Source organism: Bacillus cereus group sp. MYBK216-1 (assembly GCF_051916495.1).
GTDB lineage: Bacteria > Bacillota > Bacilli > Bacillales > Bacillaceae_G > Bacillus_A > Bacillus_A thuringiensis_K.
Genome location: NZ_JBQAGT010000005.1, coordinates 100,553 through 117,315, shown reverse-complemented (window position 1 = coordinate 117,315; position 16,763 = coordinate 100,553). Strand labels below are relative to the sequence as shown.

Sequence of the window (16,763 nt, the reverse complement as noted above, 5' to 3'; positions counted from 1 at the left end):
AGTTATATGAGCAATTCCCGTTCCATTTTATCTCAGCCAGAGTGGCGCATTGTAGATCAATCTAGTTTGGGGCCAACATTCCATGCACTTCAGTCATTCGCAATGGATGACACATTATGCACAAGCATTGGAAATGGCAAGTCAGCCGCAACAATGCGTTCTTGGGTTCATCACAATACAATTGTCCTTGGTATTCAAGATTCACGCCTTCCGCATTTAGAAGAAGGTATTTCTTTTTTAAAACAAAACAACTTCAATGTTATTGTTCGTAATTCTGGCGGGCTTGCAGTCGTGCTTGATGAAGGTGTTTTAAACGTATCACTTTTATTCCAAGAAACAGAAAAAGGTATCGATATTGATCTTGGATACGATACGATGTGGCATTTGATTAAGGAGATGTTAAAGGATTACGACGTTACTATCGAAGCAAAAGAAATTGTCGGCTCTTACTGTCCTGGTAGTTATGATTTAAGTATTCGCGATCAAAAATTCGCTGGTATTTCACAACGTCGTATTCGCGGCGGTGTCGCTGTCCAAATTTATCTTTGTGCTACAGGAAGTGGCTCTGAGCGTGCCGCACTCGTTCGTGATTTCTACAACCTAGCAATTCAAGGGGAAGAAACACGCTTTACGTACCCTGAAATTGTACCAAGTACGATGGCCTCACTCTCAGAATTACTTGACGAAACCATTACAGTACAAGATTTAATGATGCGTCTTTTAAAAACATTGCAGCAATTCGCTCCAAAGTTAACTCCATCTCAATTAACAATAGATGAGATTCCTTTATATGAGACGAATTTACAACGTATTATTGATCGTAATAATAAAGCACTTGGCTTAGAAAAATAAAGACCGTCGCTATAATAGCGACGGTCTTTATTTCAATTCATTATAGAATTAAAGTGCTTGAGCTGCTGTAATTAAAGCTAACTTGTACACTTCTTCTTCGTTACATCCACGAGATAGGTCATTTACAGGCATGTTTAAGCCTTGTAAGATTGGTCCTACTGCTTCGAAGTTACCTAAACGTTGAGCGATTTTGTAGCCGATATTACCAGCTTCTAAGCTTGGGAATACGAATACGTTAGCATCACCTTTAATTGTAGAACCTGGAGCTTTTTTCTCAGCTACAGATGGTACGAATGCAGCATCGAATTGGAATTCTCCATCTAAAGTTAACTCAGGAGCCATTTCTTTTGCAATGCGAGTTGCTTCTACAACTTTTTCTGTTTCTGGAGATTTCGCAGAACCTTTTGTAGAGAAGCTTAACATAGCAACGCGTGGATCAATGCCGAATAACTCAGCAGTTTTCGCACTTTCGATACCGATTTCAGCTAAATCTTGGCTGTTTGGTGCAATGTTAATTGCGCAATCAGCGAATACATATTTCTCTTCTTCACGTACCATAATGAATACGCCAGAAGTTTTTGTAACGCCTGGTTTTGTTTTAATAATTTGAAGTGCTGGACGAACTGTATCAGCTGTAGAGTGAGCTGCACCACTTACTAAACCGTGTGCTTTTCCCATGTATACAAGCATTGTACCGAAGTAGTTTTCGTCTTTAAGGATTTTGCGAGCGTCTTCTTCAGTTGCTTTACCTTTACGGCGTTCAACGAAAGATGCTACCATTGCATCCATTTCTTCGTATGTAGCTGGGTCGTAAATATCAACGCCTGCTAATGTTAAATTCATGCTAGCAGCTTTTGCGCTAATTTCTTCCTTATTACCAACTAAGATTGGTTTTACTAACTCTTCTTTTGCTAAACGCTCTGCAGCGCCTAAAATTCTTTCATCAGTTCCTTCAGGAAGTACGATAGAAATGCCTTTTCCTTGAACTTTTTCTTTTACTGTTGTAAATAAGTTGCTCACGAATAAACCCTCCTACATATGTTAAAAATACTCTATCTTTAAGAATACTGCTTTTCTTCTATATTTTAAACTTATAGCTCCCAAAAAATAGATAAAATAAAAATGATTATATTTTCATAAAATTCAGCCGTTAAATTCAACTTGCTTAAACACTTAAATGTGACAATTTTATGCGCCAAGGTTTTATATAGATGATTTTAAAACTATATATGCTATAGTTAACGTGTAAAACTATCATTAACTGAGGTGAATAGAATGAGTGAAGCAACAACAACGTTAGATGGCTGGTATTGTTTACATGATTTACGTTCTATTGATTGGGCTGCATGGAAAACATTATCTAGCGACGAACGCGGACAAGCAGTGTCTGAATTTTTAAATGTCGTTGAAAAATGGAACGAAGTAGCTACTGCGAAAAAAGGTAGTCACGCAATGTATACAGTTGTTGGCCAAAAAGCTGATATTATGCTTATGATTTTACGTCCAACAATGGAAGAGTTAAATGAAATTGAGACAGAATTGAATAAAACAACTTTAGCTGAATATATGGTTCCTGCATATTCTTACGTATCTGTTGTTGAATTAAGCAACTATCTTCCAGCTGATGAGGATCCATACCAAAACCCACAAATTTTAGCTCGCTTATATCCTGAATTGCCGAAAGCAAATCATATTTGCTTCTATCCAATGGATAAGCGTCGCCAAGGTGATGACAACTGGTACATGCTTCCTATGGAAGAGCGTAAAAAAATGATGTACAGTCATAGTAAAATTGGTCGTCAATATGCAGGTAAAGTACGCCAAGTGATTTCAGGATCTGTTGGATTCGACGATTTCGAATGGGGCGTAACATTATTCGCTGACGATGTTCTTCAATTTAAAAAACTTATATATGAAATGCGCTTCGATGAAGTAAGTGCTCGTTATGGTGAATTTGGAACATTCTTCGTTGGAAACATTTTACCAGACGAAAAAGTAGAGAAATTTTTACACATATAAATGGTGAAAAGGAACGAATTTCGTTCCTTTTTTTATTCTTCTCTATATTTATCCTCAAAAATCTCCTTTTTTCTGCACTTTTGAAGAAAAACCGACATTTTTTCAAATTTATTGTAAAATTGTAACCTTTTTATATGTAAAGATATGCTAAAATGATACGAGCTATATGCTAAATAACGATGCGAAGGTGATAATCTATATGAAAAAAATCTTGTCTATTTTACTATTGCTTGTATTGTCAATTTCTTCCTTAAGAGTAACAACATCCCATGCGGAAGAAAAAATACATATTGAGGCGGCGGCTGCACTTTTATTTGATGCAGATACAGGAAAAATACTTCACGAGCAAAATCCAGATGAATTGCTAGCTATTGCTAGTATGTCAAAATTAATTGTTGTTTATGCTGTTTTAGAAGCAATTAAAGAAGGAAAAATCACATGGGATACGAAAGTAAATATTTCTGATTACGCTTATGAAGTCTCTCGTAATAATGAATTCTCTAATGTACCGTTCGAAAAAGGACGTCAATATACTGTAAAAGAATTATATCATTCTATTGTTATATTCTCTGCAAATGGATCTAGTATCGCTTTAGCAGAACTTCTTGCAGGAAGTGAGAAAAACTTCTTAAATCTTGCAAATGAACATGCTAAAAAGCTAGGATTAAAGAAATATAAATTTGTAAACGCTACTGGCTTAAATAACGCTGACTTAAAAGGAAAACATCCTGAGGGAACTGATCTAAATGCAGAAAACTCTATGTCAGCTCGTGATATGGGTATGCTTTCAAAAGCAATGATTACAAAGTATCCAGAAATGCTAGAGGATACAAAACAAAGATTTAGAAACTTCCCAGACAATCATCCAAAACCAATTCGTATGGAAAACTGGAATTGGATGTTACCAGGAGCTGCTTTCGCTTATGAAGGTACTGATGGTTTAAAAACCGGAAGTTCTGATACAGCTGGATACGGATTTACTATTACTGCTAAACGTGGTGATGTACGTCTTATCTCAGTTATTATTAAAACAAAATCAATGGATGAACGTTTCACAGAATCTCGTGAATTAATCGAATATGGATTTAATAACTTTGAAAAACAAAAACTAAAAGTTAATAAGAACAATACAATCTCTGTAGTAAAAGGGAAAGAAGACCAAGTAACTGTTGCACCCGAAAAAGAAATAACAGTAATTGCGAAAAAAGGTAGCAAAGAGCCTTATAAAATTGGGACTGAATTAGATAAATCTCTTGCTGAAGATGGACATTTAGTTGCTCCTACTAAGAAAGATGCCAAAGTAGGCTCAATTACTTTAGAATCAACTGATAAATATGGTTTCTTAGACGGTAGTAAAAGTATGAAAGTTACTGCAAAAACGACAGAGGAAGTTGAAAAAGCAAATTGGTTTGTGTTAACAATGCGCTCTATTGGTGATTTCTTCTCAAACTTATGGTCTAAAGTTTTTTAATAAAAAAGCTGGCTCACGCTAGCTTTTTTATTTTCCACTCTCAATGTAAAACTTCGTTTGGTTGTCATATCTGAGTCCTTTTCCTCATACGTATGAACTAGTAATTGTTACACACTTCATCTAGAGATAAACCTCTTTCCAAAAGGTATTACAAAAAGAGAGGTGACACATAATGGGCGTTATTGCTTATAACGAAGCAGATGTAAAGTTGTTAGCTAGACTGATGCGTGCTGAAGCCGAAGGAGAAGGGCAACAAGGAATGTTAATGGTCGGAAACGTTGGGGTAAATCGTGTCCGCGGAAATTGTTTAGACTTTAAAAGCATTCGTAATTTACGTCAAATGGTTTATCAAAACCCCGGCGGTTTTGAAGCAACGCAAAAAGGATATTTTTATCAACGGGCACGTGAACAAGATATTGCCCTGGCGAGACGGACCATTCAAGGGCAACGTTTTTGGCCTGCCAATTTTGCCTTATGGTTCTTTAGACCTGAGGGTGCATGTCCGCCAACTTGGTATAACCAACAAAACTCTGGTCGCTTCAAAAAACACTGCTTCTTCCAACCATCTGGCGAAGACTGTCCTAGCGTATATTAAGAGATGAAAATGAGGAGGGATTTTTGAATGGCACAGCAACAAAATCCGTACTATGGAACAGGTTTTTATCAACCATCTGGAACTTATGTACAACCGCAACAAATGACTCAACAACAACAGCAAGCAATGCAACAACAATCAGCTCAAGCTGCACAAGCTCAATATGCAATTTCTCAAGGCATGTTACCTCTAGAGCAATCCTATATTGAAAATATCCTTCGCTTAAACAAAGGTAAGCAAGCTACGGTTGTAATGACTTATGAACGTGGCAGTTCCCTTGGTACACAATCTTATACAGGTATTATTGAAGCGGCTGGCCGTGACCATATCGTTATTAGTGAACCACAATCAGGAAAACGCTATTTACTACTAATGATTTACTTAGATTACGTAGAATTTCCAGAGGAAATTACGTATTTACCTAGTCAACAAGCAACTTATGCTCCAAGACCATAAAAAAAGCTGGCATATGCCAGCTTTTGTTTTTTTATAATCCTTTTACAACTGCAGTTCCGACTAAAATCCATGCCACAATAAATGCTACACCACCAAGAGGTGTAATTGGGCCAAAGAACTTAATTCCTGTCGTACTTAATGCATACAAACTACCTGAGAACATAATAATCCCAGCTACCATTAGCCAACCAGCAGTAGTTAAAAGTGATGATTGGACCTTATCCATTAATAAAGCAACTACGAATAGTCCACCTGCATGAAACATTTGATATGTAACGCCTGTTTTCCACACTTCTAACATTTTTGCAGAAATTTTATTTTCTAAACCGTGTGCTCCAAAGGCCCCTAACGCAACAGATAGCCCCGCTGCAATACAACCTAGTAAAAAGAAAATTTTCATCTTAATTCCCCTTTTTTACCTTTATCATAAGCAATTTTTGCATATAAGCCAAACGATTTATCTTCTAAAAATCAAATAAAGAATTACCGTTTGCATCACTTTCTTTTATATATACTGGCTCCCCAGAAACAGGTGCAATTGGTTGCATAGTTGTTACTGGTTGTGATCCAGTTACTTTCGATGGAATTTGTGGTTCTCTATATGTAGATGTTTCAACTTGTTCATCTAATAATAAGTCACATAAAGCGCGCACAACTAATAAATGTTCTTTTGACTTTTGTCCTTCACTACTTTTTGCCTTCGCAATTTCATTCGCCATTTTATTTAAAATCTTGTCGCTAGATATTTGCATTCCTTATCACCTCGTACTTTGTAATTCTTTCTCGAATTGTCCCAGTTTCTCTACTGAACCAAATACTATTATCATATCACGTTCTTTCAATTTTTCCTGCCCCGCTGGATTATGTATAATATTACCATTTCTTAAAATCGCTAATATTGTTACATCAAACTGATTCCTTACATTACTCTCTAGTAACGATTTACCAACTAATATTGAATCTTTTCCAACTAGAATTTCTTCAATGACAAATGACTGTTCCACTCCATACAACACTGTATCAATATAATGAACGGTTAATGGATTGGCAATACCTTTTGCGATATGAATACCTGCCATACTAGATGGATTAATAACCTTATTTGCACCAGCACGCCTTAATTTCTCTTCAGTTTCTGGCTTTTCAGATCTCGCCACAATTTTAATCGTATCGTTTAATCCTCTGGCTGTTAATGTAATAAATACATTTTCGGCATCATTTGCAACAATAGCAACTAAACCAGCTGCTTCTAAAATTCCGGCATTATGTAATACTTGATCTTCCGTTGCATCTCCATGTACAAATAAAAGCTTTTCCTGCCCCGATATACTTTCATCTTTATCAACAACGACAAATGGAATATTCTTTTCTTGCAATTCATGTACAACTTGAAGCCCCACTCTACCGCAACCACATACTATAATATGATTTTTCAACTGCGCTATTTGTTTATCCATCTTCTTCCTCCGTACTGCATGAAATAAATTCCCTTCAATAATCATAGCTGCCACTACCCCAATTGCATACGTAACAATACCTACGCCAACAGGAATAATAAGGAGCGCAAATACTTTCCCCGCTTGCGTTACAGGAACGGCATCCCCGTATCCAACAGTCAATACAGTAATCATCGTCATCCAAAATGCTTGAAACAAACTAATCTCTTCGATCGTCATAAATCCTATCGTTCCTAGAATTACAACAAAAGTCATACATATAACTGCTATCCATAATTGCTTACGTGCATTCATACCTTGTTTCAACTCTTTTCTCTATCTACAATCTTTGCCAGTGGAAATAAAATACGTATATACTAGATACGGAATCTATGAAAGAGGTTGATATAATGAAGACATTTCTTTCCGCCTTACAATGGGCACTATTTATTTTAGCTGGAAGCCTTATTGTACCAATTAGTGTCGCAACTAGTTATGGTCTTGATGGCGCTGAAGCTATCGCATTCGTACAAAGAACGTTATTTGTTCTAGGCTTTGCTGGTCTCTTGCAAGCTATATTTGGGCATAAACTTCCTATTCAAGAAGGTCCTGCTGGCCTTTGGTGGGGAATTTTCTCCCTTTACGCAAGTTTAGGTGTCGTATTATTTGGATCCAGCAATGAGACACTTAAAGTTCTTCAATATGCTTTCTTATTAAGCGGTATTATTTGTATTATTCTTAGCGTTTTTGGACTTATTGATAAACTTGTTCGCTATTTTACACCGACAGTCATTGGAACGTATTTATTTCTTCTTGTCGCGCAGCTTAGTGGCTCCTTCTTAAAGGGAATGTTTGGCCTTGATGGAAAACATACAGAAGTACAACCTAACGTATTTATTCTTTCACTCATTGTTATTTTACTATCCTTTTTCATCATGAAGCTACCTATTATTGGACAATATTCCGTTCTTTTCAGTATCATATGCGGCTGGATATTATTCGCATGCTTCGGATTATCTAATCCAATAACACCAGTGACAGACATAATCCGTTTTCCGTCCTTATTTGTTTTCGGAATGCCTCGTGTTGAATGGAATATGGTAATTACAGTCATTTTCGTTACACTCTTACTTCTAACAAATATGTTAGCAAGTATTCGCGTTGTACAAAAGGTTGTCTCTAAATATGAAGAAAATGCTGCATCAGATCGTTTTAAACAAGCTGGCATTATAACAGGAATCAACCAATTGCTAGGCGGCCTGTTTTCAGCTATTGGGCCTGTCGCTATTTCTGGATCAGCAGGTTTTATTGCAACGACTAATATTTATAAACGTCTCCCGTTTATATTAGGGTCAAGCTTTATTATTGTCGTTAGTATATTTCCAAAGATTACTTCATTCTTTGCAGCAATCCCTGTTGCAGTTGGTTATGCCGCTATTTATCCTGTATTCGCAAGCATGATTGGCCTCGCCTTTCGAGAATACGAAACTGTCCAGGATAAAGAACGATTATTTAAAGTAGCCGGTCTTTCAATCTTTACAGGAGTCGGAGTTATGTTTGTTCCAGCAGGAGCATATTCCACACTTCCACCATTTCTAGCATCGTTTTTAAGTAATGGTCTCGTTCTTGGATCTGTAATGGCAATCTTGCTAGAAATACTATTTTCTCGTTCCACAGCAAAACAAATATCGTAAATTGGAAAACTTCCATTATTGCACTCTACCTTTAGAGTTGTTACGATAAAATCAAACTTTAATCATTGGGGTTTTATTCATCCCCAATGATTATTAACCAATATTATGAGCAACACACTCATAATAATTTATCTACTTCTTTTCAAAGAGGTTTGATGTCTTACTATTATTCCTCAACATCTTCATGAACATGTATTTTGATTTCAATTAAAGAAAGGAATTTTCTATATGACTTATAAAATGATTGTTTTAGATTTAGATGATACTTTATTACGTGATGACCATACTATTTCACCTCGTACGAAAGAAGCGTTAATGACTGCACAAGAGCAAGGGGTAAAGGTTGTACTTGCTTCTGGACGTCCAACGTTTGGTATGCGCAATGTAGCCAAAGAGCTTCGTTTAGAAGAATACGGCAGTTTCATTTTATCTTTTAATGGTGCAAAAATTATTAACTGTAAAACAAACGAAGAAATCTTTAGTAGTACGCTATCTCCTGAAATCGTTCACAACCTATTTGAAATTAGTAAAACTGAAGATGTATGGATTCATACTTATATGGGCGATGATATCGTAACGGAAGAAAATAATCCTTATACTGAAATTGAGGGCGATATTACTGGTATGCCAATTGTTGTAGTAGATGACTTTAAAGCCGCAGTTAAAGAGCCTGTAGTAAAAGTATTAATGAATAAAGAGGCTGAACGCCTTGTTGAAGTTGAAAAGAAACTACAAAAACAACTAGAAGGCCAATTAAGCGTGATGCGTTCGAAACCATTCTTCTTAGAATTTACAGAAGCCGGTGTTACAAAAGGAACGAGCTTAAACAAACTGATTCAAAAGCTTGGCATTAAGCGTGAAGAAGTTATCGCAATGGGCGATAGCTATAACGACCAAGCAATGATTGAATTTGCTGGTCTTGGTGTTGCAATGGGCAATGCACCTGATGATATTAAAGAAATTGCAAACTACGTAACAGATACAAATATGAACGATGGTGTTGCAAAAGTTGTAGAGAAATTCGTTTTAAAAACGGATGTACTTGTTTAATATTTTCATTCACAAAACCTATTTGAAGTCAAATACTTCAAATAGGTTTTTATTTAAATTCTCATGCTTTTGTGACTATATTTTGAACTTTGCACTATTCTCGTAGTGTAAACTTTCTTTTTGTATATAATGAAACAAAATAGACTATTTTATTTTGAAAAAGAATACAAATTTACTATATACAAGCATACGTTAAAGGAGGCTACTTTATGTTATCTACACCAATCGGACGATTAAGAGCAATTGGACTAGTTGAGGGTATTTCTTTCCTATTACTATTATTTGTAGCAATGCCATTAAAATATTTCGCAGGATTTGCAACAGCTGTTAAAATTACAGGCATGGCTCATGGTGTTCTATTTATTCTATTCATCTTTGCAGTAATTCAAGTAACAATCGTACACCGTAAATCAATTTTATGGGCACTTGGAGCATTCGTTTCATCAGTTATCCCATTTGGTACTTTTGTACTAGATGCAAAATTAAAGAACGAGCAACAATGATAATAAAAAGGTAGTTAACGACTGTTAACTACCTTTTCTATTTATAAATTTGGAATTTCCCAATCAATTTCTCTTTCGCCCATATTAGCTAAAATCGTATTTACTTTAGAATATGGCTTACTACCAAAGAAACCACGTCTTGCCGATAATGGGCTTGGATGTACAGATTCGATAATATGATGATTCCGATTCGTAATTAACTTCTTCTTCGCCTGCGCATGGCGCCCCCACAATATGAAAATAACTGGCTTTTCACGTTCGTTCAACAGTTCAATTACACGATCTGTGAAGTGCTCCCATCCTTTTCCCTTATGAGAATTTGCTTCGCCTTCACGAACTGTTAATACGGTATTTAGTAGTAATACTCCTTGTTCCGCCCATTTTACTAAATAACCGTTATTCGGGATTTCATAACCATATTCATCTCGAAGTTCTTTATACATATTTAACAATGATGGTGGTGTTTTAACACCAGGTTGTACAGAAAAGCTTAAACCATGCGCTTGATTCGGTCCATGATATGGATCTTGTCCTAAAATAACAACCTTTGTATTTTCATAACTTGTATACTGAAGAGCGTTAAAGATATCTTCTACCTTCGGATAAACAACATGCATGCTGTATTCTTCTGTCAAAAAACTGGATAGAGTAAGATAGTACTCTTTCTCGAATTCTGGTGCCAATAGTGGCTCCCAATCATTCTTTAAAACATTTTCCATACTGTCACTTCCTGTCTAATTAATTCACCATATCCTGTCTTGTAAATACTACGAACGAAATAACAAGAGAAACAACTGCCCAAACAGTTAAATTCATCAAAGAAAACCCCATCGATAAACCTTGTAATGCAGGTAATTTTCCTGATAAATAATCCGTTAATGATAAATTCACACTAAAAATATACTTGGCGCCTTCCCAAGATGTTGCGAACGAGCTTAAAATACCACCTGCAATTAATGCAGCTAGCATAACGCCCATACCAGCTGGTGTATTACGAATTAAAACAGAGACCATAAATGATATAGTTCCAACAACGATAGCAACAAACCAGGCTAGTCCATACGCCATTAAGATGTATTGCCACTGCGGAATAAGATGTACAAAGTTCGTATTTAACGTTTCCTTATCAATGACGAATCCTGTTAAAACAGGTAAATTCCATCCCGAGTACCCAAATACAAGCCCTGATAATATGTAGGCAAACAAACCTACAAGAAACAGTATGAGCGAAATGAAAAATAACATCGTCACGTATTTACTAAGGAGTATTTTCCAGCGCCGAATCGGCCGCGTAAGTAACATCTTCATCGTCCCATCACTTCGTTCTCCTGAAACGATATCAATGGCGACAATCATTACGAGAAGCGGAATAAATAACGTAATTCCTTGTTCAATAAATGCTCTGACAAAAGTCGGTGCACCCGGTGCCATCGGGTTAATATCATGATCTAAATAATATTGTTGTTGCTCAACTCTTACCTTTAACCAATCACGCCATTCTTCTGGCAACCTAGAATTGTTCAATCGATTTTGAGAATCAACAATTTGCTGTTGTAATGAAACCTTCCAATCAGTTGTACCGAGTCTTTTTTGTGTCATTTCTATTTCACGATACTGCGCGTACACAAAAAGCGGGATCAAGATTGCTAAAATAAGCATGACAACAAAAATACGTTTCTTGCGGTAAATCTTTTCTGATTCATTTAAAACTAGATTCGCAAATTCACGCATGCTGCTCACCCCTTGTGAGTTCAATAAATAAATCTTCTAGCGTAAATATGAGCTCCTTAACGCTATGTACATCTATTTCATTTTCAACAAAGTGTTTATTCCAACTACTTATAGATGCAATATCCATGCGGCATAGTAATCGCTCGCCTTCTACACTCACTTCTCTTATTTCCTCGGCCGCTTCTAGCATATCTTTCGCCTTAGAAATCGGTGTAACAATCCATTCTACACGATCGCTTGCTGTTTTAATTAATTCTTCAACCTTGGCAACTGTTATCATCTTTCCTTTATGAATAATAGCAACGCGATCGCATATCATTTGCACTTCACTTAGCAAGTGACTTGAAATAAACACGCTCATATTTTCTTCTTTTACAAGCTTATGTATAAATTCCCTAAGTTCTCTAATCCCTGCTGGATCTAAACCATTCGTTGGCTCATCTAATATGAGCAATTTTGGATTCCCAAGGAGCGCCTGCGCAATTCCAAGGCGTTGTTTCATACCAAGTGAGTACGTTTTTACCTTGTCATGAATTCTTTCATCTAAATGAACCATTTCAGCAATTTCAATAATACGTTCATCTGATATATCACCTAACATACGAGCAAATTGCTTTAAATTTTCCCATCCTGTTAAATATGTGTACAGTTCTGGGTTTTCAACGATACTCCCAATTTGACGCATCGCTTCTCTGAAATTTTCCTTAATCGAATAACCACCGATAGAAATCGTACCTTCTGTCGCCTTAATCAATCCGACTAACATTCGAATGGTAGTCGTCTTTCCAGCACCATTTGGTCCTAAGAACCCGAACACTTCTCCTTGCTTTACATCAAAGGAAATATTCTCTACAAGAGTCTTCTTTCCAATTATCTTCTTCAAGTCTCGTACAGAAAGTATCGTCGTCATTTTACCCCTCCTTGTTCTAGTTTTAATTTACTTACAACGTTTTGAACTAAACGTTCTGCCATATACGTATAACCTACTTCGTTCGGATGAAAATGATCAGAGTATAATAAATCTTTCCCGCGGTTTTGGAATAAATCAAATGTCGGTGTAATATACACATTTTTATCGTTTAGCGCTAACTTCTCTAAAGATGCATTCCAGTCCACAACAATGTTTGAAGACCCTTTTAAATCTTCTACATCTTCAAAAGGATTGTATAAACCAAGCCAAAAAATCGGACTATCTGTATTTAATTTACGAATTTCTTCTATAATTTTCTTTGCTTCATTTTGAAATGTTTCTGTGTCAGGACGATACGTCTCTAAATCTATTTTCCCAAGCGATTCCCAGCCCGGGAACAAATCATTCCCACCAATCGTTAACACGATTACATCTGCTTGCTTAATTGAATATTTAGCGCCATTACTTTCAATTTGTTTTAATAAATCGGGCATTTTTGCACCACTAACTGCTAAATTTGTTAATGCAATTTTTTGCTTATAATCTTTTTGTAAATCCTCTTTCATTCGCCCAACATAACCAATTCCTTCTTTATCACCAACGCCACGCGTTAATGAATCACCTAAACTAACGATTTGTAATGTTCCCGTTTTCCTTTTCTCTTTTGCTACTACATCGGTCTTTTTAATTAAATTTGAAGCTTTTGGATTTAATACATCATTTACACCTGAAACAAAGCCATATGCAAATAAACAGAAAGATGCAATTGTAATGAGTAGAATTACTTTTACTACTTTTGATCTCATATCAAAACCCCTTTTAGCCCTCATAGATTGTCCATAATTATACCAAACGAAATTTTGAAAAGCGATTCTCACACCTTCTCAATTATGTCGTTTCTCTATCTACTAACTCTGGTAATAACTCTATATGCTTCACATCTAATTTCTCTTCACTAATCTTTTCATATAATAATTCAAACGCTCTCATTCCAACGTTTTTACTAGAATGCGAAATCGTCGTTATACCCAATATATCTGCCACCTCTTGATCATCACACCCGATAATCGTAATATCACCCGGAATACGAATTCCTTGTTTTTTTGCTTCTGTAACCATCCCCGCTGCAATATGGTTACAAGATACAAGGAACGCCGTCGGTTTTACTGACATATGAGCCCATTCTCTAATTACATTGCGTCCATCTTCCACTGTAAAACAACCCTCAAATTTCCAGGTCTCTAACGGTGTTACGGTACTCTGTTGAAGCGAATCTTCATACGCCTTCTTTCGTCTTTGGCTATTAACGCTATTACTTCTTCCAATACAATATCCAATACGTGTATGACCGGTATCTATTAAGCTTTTCATCCCATGTGAAAATACTTTGTAGTAATCGATATGGACACTTGAAATGCATTTTGAATCTATTTCTTCACACATAACAATCGGGCCGAATTTCGTATATTCTTCAAGCTTCTCCTTACTATTTGCCCGAGAACAAATAATAACCCCATCAAGCTTTTTCATTTTTAACATATTTAAAATTTCTAGTTCTCTTTCTTCGCTATAATTCGTCTGGCAAAGCATCATATTATAATTATTCTTTGCTGTTTCCTTCGATATTCCTTCAATAATAGCGCTATAATATTGATCATTTACGTGCGGTAATAAAACGCCAATTACATTCGTTTTTCCCTTCACTAAATGAATTGCATTCACATTTTGCGTATAATTTAATTCTTCTATAATTGCTAAAATTTCTTTTCGTTTCTGTTCATTCACATAAGGATGATTATTTAGTACACGTGAAACAGTTGAAATAGATACCCCAGCAAGTTCAGCAATCTTTCTTATATTTGTCATCTCATTTTCCCCTTCTCACAAAAATTCTCCCTTGACCTGGTAAGCTTTCCACAATATATCCTTTCCTAGCAAATACATTTTGAAAGGATATACAACTATGTTTCGATTCAAATTAGAATATATATTTTTCATTGGCGGTCTACTCATTCTCGCCATCGGTATTAATATGATGACGACCATTACTTCCTTTGGACTTAGCCCTTATGATTCCTTCTTTATTGCACTATATCAAAATTTCGGGATAAGTATAGGTTTTTGGATTTTCATGATTAACTTCGCTTTTACACTTATCGTACTCTTTTGGAATAAAAAACAAATAACAATTGGTACTATCGTAACGATGGTTCTTATTTCTCTTTTTGTTGATTGGATTGGTTCCACTACAACTATTATGGATGCTATCCACTCTCTTCCAAAATATATAACACTTATTTGCGGAAATCTATTTGTTGGAGCTGGAATTGGCCTTTACGTCTCTACGAACCTTTGCCCAGCACCTCAAGAAGCTTTCGTTTTAACGGTTGCTGAGAAGAAAAAATGGACGTTTAGAAGAACAGAGATTTCATTAGCCTTTTTATTTTTAACGCTAAGCTTTTTATTAGATGGACCTATCTATTTTGGAACAATTATCTTATCCTTTACAACAGGCTGGATTATCCAAGCATTTATTCAAGTTGGTACGCAGATTTTAAATAGAAAAGAGCCTATTAAGCAAGCTGCTTAATAGGCTCTTTCTGTTTTATGGTAAGAGATACTACTTAGCATCCCCTTCAATTCGATAGTTCGCTTTCAAACAATCTATTTCTTCATACCCTTGCAACGTATGTAGAATATAATCATAATCAGCAAGAGACGCACGATGCGTTACAATTACAATTTCAGCCTTTCCTTTCTCTTCAAGCGGCATTTGAATAATTTTTTCAAAGCTAACTCCGCGCTCAGAGAATAATGAAGTGACCTTTGCAAATACACCAATTTCATCTTTTACATGAAGTCTTAAAAACTTCTTCACAACAATTTCGTCTGGCTCTTTTAGTACCTTTTGATATTGCGGGACTACAGCACTATTTCCTGTTACCCCTAATCTAATATTTTGCATTACAGCTACTAGGTCGGAAACAACAGCCGTTGCTGTCGGTAAACTTCCTGCACCTGGTCCATAAAACATTGTTTCTCCAACTGCTTCACCATACACATATACAGCGTTATATTCGTTTTGCACGGCCGCAAGAGGATGTGTATTTGGAAGTAAAGTCGGTTCAACTGTAACCTCTAATTTTTCACCATCTCGCTTCGCAAGACCGATTAATTTAATCGTGTATCCTAAACTCTTACTGTATTCAATATCTTCTTCTGTAATAGAAGTAATCCCTTTTACCTTCACATCTCCAAGCTCTACATTTGTAGAGAAACCAAGGGTAGCCAAAATTGTCATTTTTCTTGCTGCATCTAAACCTTCTACATCTGATGTTGGATCCGCTTCTGCAAATCCAAGTTGTTGGGCTTCTTTTAACACGTCGTTATATGCTCTCCCTTCGTCTGACATTTTCGTCAAAATAAAATTAGTCGTTCCATTTACAATTCCCATTACTTTCGTAATAAGATCTGAAGAAAGTCCTTCTACGATACTGCGTAAAATTGGAATTCCCCCTGCCACACTCGCCTCATAGAATAAATCAGCCTTATTATCTTTTGCTGTCGCTAATAATTCAGCTCCATGTAATGCCATTAAGTCTTTATTTGCAGTTACAACATGCTTTCCGCTTTTTAAAGCTTGTAAAATATATGATTTTGCATCATCAATGCCACCCATCACTTCGATGACAACATCAATATTTGGATTATCTAAAATTTCATGTGCATCTTGTGTTAATAGAGTAGAAGGTACCTCTACCTCTCTCTCTTTCTCAATGTTTTGCACTAATACTTTCGTTACCTTCACTGGACAACCTACTTGGTGTATGAGTCGTTCTTGATGATCCGTAATAATACGAACCACACCACTGCCAACCGTCCCAAGACCTAATAACCCAACTTGAATTTCTTTCATAGTACTTTCCACCCCTCAAAAATTGTGTTTAGATGAAATTATATGAGTAAAAAACCTGAAAAACAATGTATTTTGAACATTCGGAAAAATGAAGGTTAATCTTTACAAGGAAAACGTTACCACGTGTTAC

Annotated in this window: 19 protein-coding genes; 9 read left to right on the top strand and 10 right to left on the bottom strand. The window is 36.1% G+C overall.

Annotation, left to right across the window (positions count from 1 at the left end):
- The first annotated feature begins 6 nt into the window (after window positions 1–6).
- Entirely contained in the window at window positions 7–852 is an 846-nt protein-coding gene (locus tag ACTFRH_RS18845) for a lipoate--protein ligase family protein (RefSeq protein WP_000071947.1), read from the top strand.
- Between the two features lie 48 nt (window positions 853–900).
- On the opposite strand, the gene pta is transcribed toward ACTFRH_RS18845, so the two are convergent.
- A complete protein-coding gene (gene pta / locus ACTFRH_RS18840) occupies window positions 901–1,872 on the bottom strand; it encodes a phosphate acetyltransferase (protein ID WP_000067215.1) in 972 nt (323 codons plus the stop codon).
- Window positions 1,873–2,127: 255 nt separating this feature from the next.
- On the opposite strand from pta, the gene hemQ reads away from it, so the two are divergent.
- The 4 genes from hemQ (at window position 2,128) to gerQ (ending at window position 5,393) form a co-directional block, all read left to right on the top strand.
- Window positions 2,128–2,871, top strand: a complete 744-nt coding sequence (gene hemQ, locus ACTFRH_RS18835) for a hydrogen peroxide-dependent heme synthase (protein WP_001287595.1) — start codon at window positions 2,128–2,130, stop codon at window positions 2,869–2,871.
- A 199-nt stretch (window positions 2,872–3,070) separates the two neighbouring features.
- A complete protein-coding gene (locus tag ACTFRH_RS18830) occupies window positions 3,071–4,342 on the top strand; it encodes a serine hydrolase (RefSeq protein WP_000722878.1) in 1,272 nt (423 codons plus the stop codon).
- Window positions 4,343–4,514: 172 nt separating this feature from the next.
- Window positions 4,515–4,937: a cell wall hydrolase CwlJ gene (gene cwlJ, locus ACTFRH_RS18825; RefSeq protein ID WP_000538154.1), complete on the top strand. Its 423-nt coding sequence runs from the start codon at window positions 4,515–4,517 to the stop codon at window positions 4,935–4,937.
- Between the two features lie 27 nt (window positions 4,938–4,964).
- Window positions 4,965–5,393, top strand: a complete 429-nt coding sequence (gene gerQ / locus ACTFRH_RS18820) for a spore coat protein GerQ (RefSeq protein ID WP_000068651.1) — start codon at window positions 4,965–4,967, stop codon at window positions 5,391–5,393.
- Between the two features lie 31 nt (window positions 5,394–5,424).
- Here the strand turns inward: gerQ and ACTFRH_RS18815 are convergent, their stop codons facing one another.
- The 3 genes from ACTFRH_RS18815 to ACTFRH_RS18805 form a co-directional block, all read right to left on the bottom strand.
- On the bottom strand, window positions 5,425–5,793 hold the full coding sequence (locus ACTFRH_RS18815) for a DUF423 domain-containing protein (RefSeq protein ID WP_000688315.1): 369 nt from the start codon (window positions 5,791–5,793) through the stop codon (window positions 5,425–5,427).
- A gap of 64 nt (window positions 5,794–5,857) precedes the next feature.
- On the bottom strand, window positions 5,858–6,145 hold the full coding sequence (locus ACTFRH_RS18810) for a YwdI family protein (RefSeq protein ID WP_001167351.1): 288 nt from the start codon (window positions 6,143–6,145) through the stop codon (window positions 5,858–5,860).
- A gap of 6 nt (window positions 6,146–6,151) precedes the next feature.
- On the bottom strand, window positions 6,152–7,144 hold the full coding sequence (locus ACTFRH_RS18805) for a potassium channel family protein (RefSeq protein WP_002164263.1): 993 nt from the start codon (window positions 7,142–7,144) through the stop codon (window positions 6,152–6,154).
- Between the two features lie 95 nt (window positions 7,145–7,239).
- Between ACTFRH_RS18805 and ACTFRH_RS18800 the strand changes: the two genes are divergently transcribed.
- The 3 genes from ACTFRH_RS18800 to ACTFRH_RS18790 all read left to right on the top strand — a co-directional run bounded on the left by ACTFRH_RS18800 (window position 7,240) and on the right by ACTFRH_RS18790 (window position 10,076).
- Window positions 7,240–8,523 (top strand): purine/pyrimidine permease, encoded by a 1,284-nt coding sequence (locus tag ACTFRH_RS18800; RefSeq protein WP_000847032.1) that lies wholly within the window; start codon window positions 7,240–7,242, stop codon window positions 8,521–8,523.
- Window positions 8,524–8,751: 228 nt separating this feature from the next.
- Entirely contained in the window at window positions 8,752–9,573 is an 822-nt protein-coding gene (locus ACTFRH_RS18795; protein ID WP_000221382.1) for a Cof-type HAD-IIB family hydrolase, read from the top strand.
- A gap of 209 nt (window positions 9,574–9,782) precedes the next feature.
- Window positions 9,783–10,076 carry a DUF3817 domain-containing protein gene (locus ACTFRH_RS18790; protein WP_000953396.1) on the top strand — a complete coding sequence of 98 codons (294 nt, stop codon included), beginning with the start codon at window positions 9,783–9,785 and terminating at the stop codon, window positions 10,074–10,076.
- Window positions 10,077–10,117: 41 nt separating this feature from the next.
- Here the strand turns inward: ACTFRH_RS18790 and ACTFRH_RS18785 are convergent, their stop codons facing one another.
- Genes ACTFRH_RS18785 through ACTFRH_RS18765 form a run of 5 tightly spaced genes read right to left on the bottom strand, consistent with a single transcriptional unit; the run spans window position 10,118 to window position 14,583 of the window.
- The gene (locus tag ACTFRH_RS18785) at window positions 10,118–10,795 is read right to left on the bottom strand and encodes a uracil-DNA glycosylase (RefSeq protein WP_000432517.1); all 678 of its coding nucleotides are present in this window, start codon (window positions 10,793–10,795) and stop codon (window positions 10,118–10,120) included.
- A gap of 19 nt (window positions 10,796–10,814) precedes the next feature.
- Entirely contained in the window at window positions 10,815–11,807 is a 993-nt protein-coding gene (locus tag ACTFRH_RS18780; protein ID WP_001206469.1) for an ABC transporter permease subunit, read from the bottom strand.
- Window positions 11,800–12,717 (bottom strand): ABC transporter ATP-binding protein, encoded by a 918-nt coding sequence (locus ACTFRH_RS18775; RefSeq protein WP_000207704.1) that lies wholly within the window; start codon window positions 12,715–12,717, stop codon window positions 11,800–11,802. Before ACTFRH_RS18775 ends, ACTFRH_RS18780 begins: the two co-directional genes overlap by 8 nt.
- Window positions 12,714–13,595: an SGNH/GDSL hydrolase family protein gene (locus tag ACTFRH_RS18770; protein WP_002164264.1), complete on the bottom strand. Its 882-nt coding sequence runs from the start codon at window positions 13,593–13,595 to the stop codon at window positions 12,714–12,716. Before ACTFRH_RS18770 ends, ACTFRH_RS18775 begins: the two co-directional genes overlap by 4 nt.
- Window positions 13,596–13,605: 10 nt before the next feature.
- The gene (locus ACTFRH_RS18765; protein ID WP_000181946.1) at window positions 13,606–14,583 is read right to left on the bottom strand and encodes a LacI family DNA-binding transcriptional regulator; all 978 of its coding nucleotides are present in this window, start codon (window positions 14,581–14,583) and stop codon (window positions 13,606–13,608) included.
- A gap of 97 nt (window positions 14,584–14,680) precedes the next feature.
- Here ACTFRH_RS18765 and ACTFRH_RS18760 point away from each other — a divergent pair, with 97 nt between their 5' ends.
- Complete coding sequence (locus tag ACTFRH_RS18760) at window positions 14,681–15,307, top strand: YczE/YyaS/YitT family protein (RefSeq protein ID WP_000488225.1); 627 nt, start codon at window positions 14,681–14,683, stop codon at window positions 15,305–15,307.
- A gap of 30 nt (window positions 15,308–15,337) precedes the next feature.
- Here the strand turns inward: ACTFRH_RS18760 and ACTFRH_RS18755 are convergent, their stop codons facing one another.
- Entirely contained in the window at window positions 15,338–16,633 is a 1,296-nt protein-coding gene (locus tag ACTFRH_RS18755; RefSeq protein ID WP_000659100.1) for a homoserine dehydrogenase, read from the bottom strand.
- Window positions 16,634–16,763: the final 130 nt, after the last annotated feature.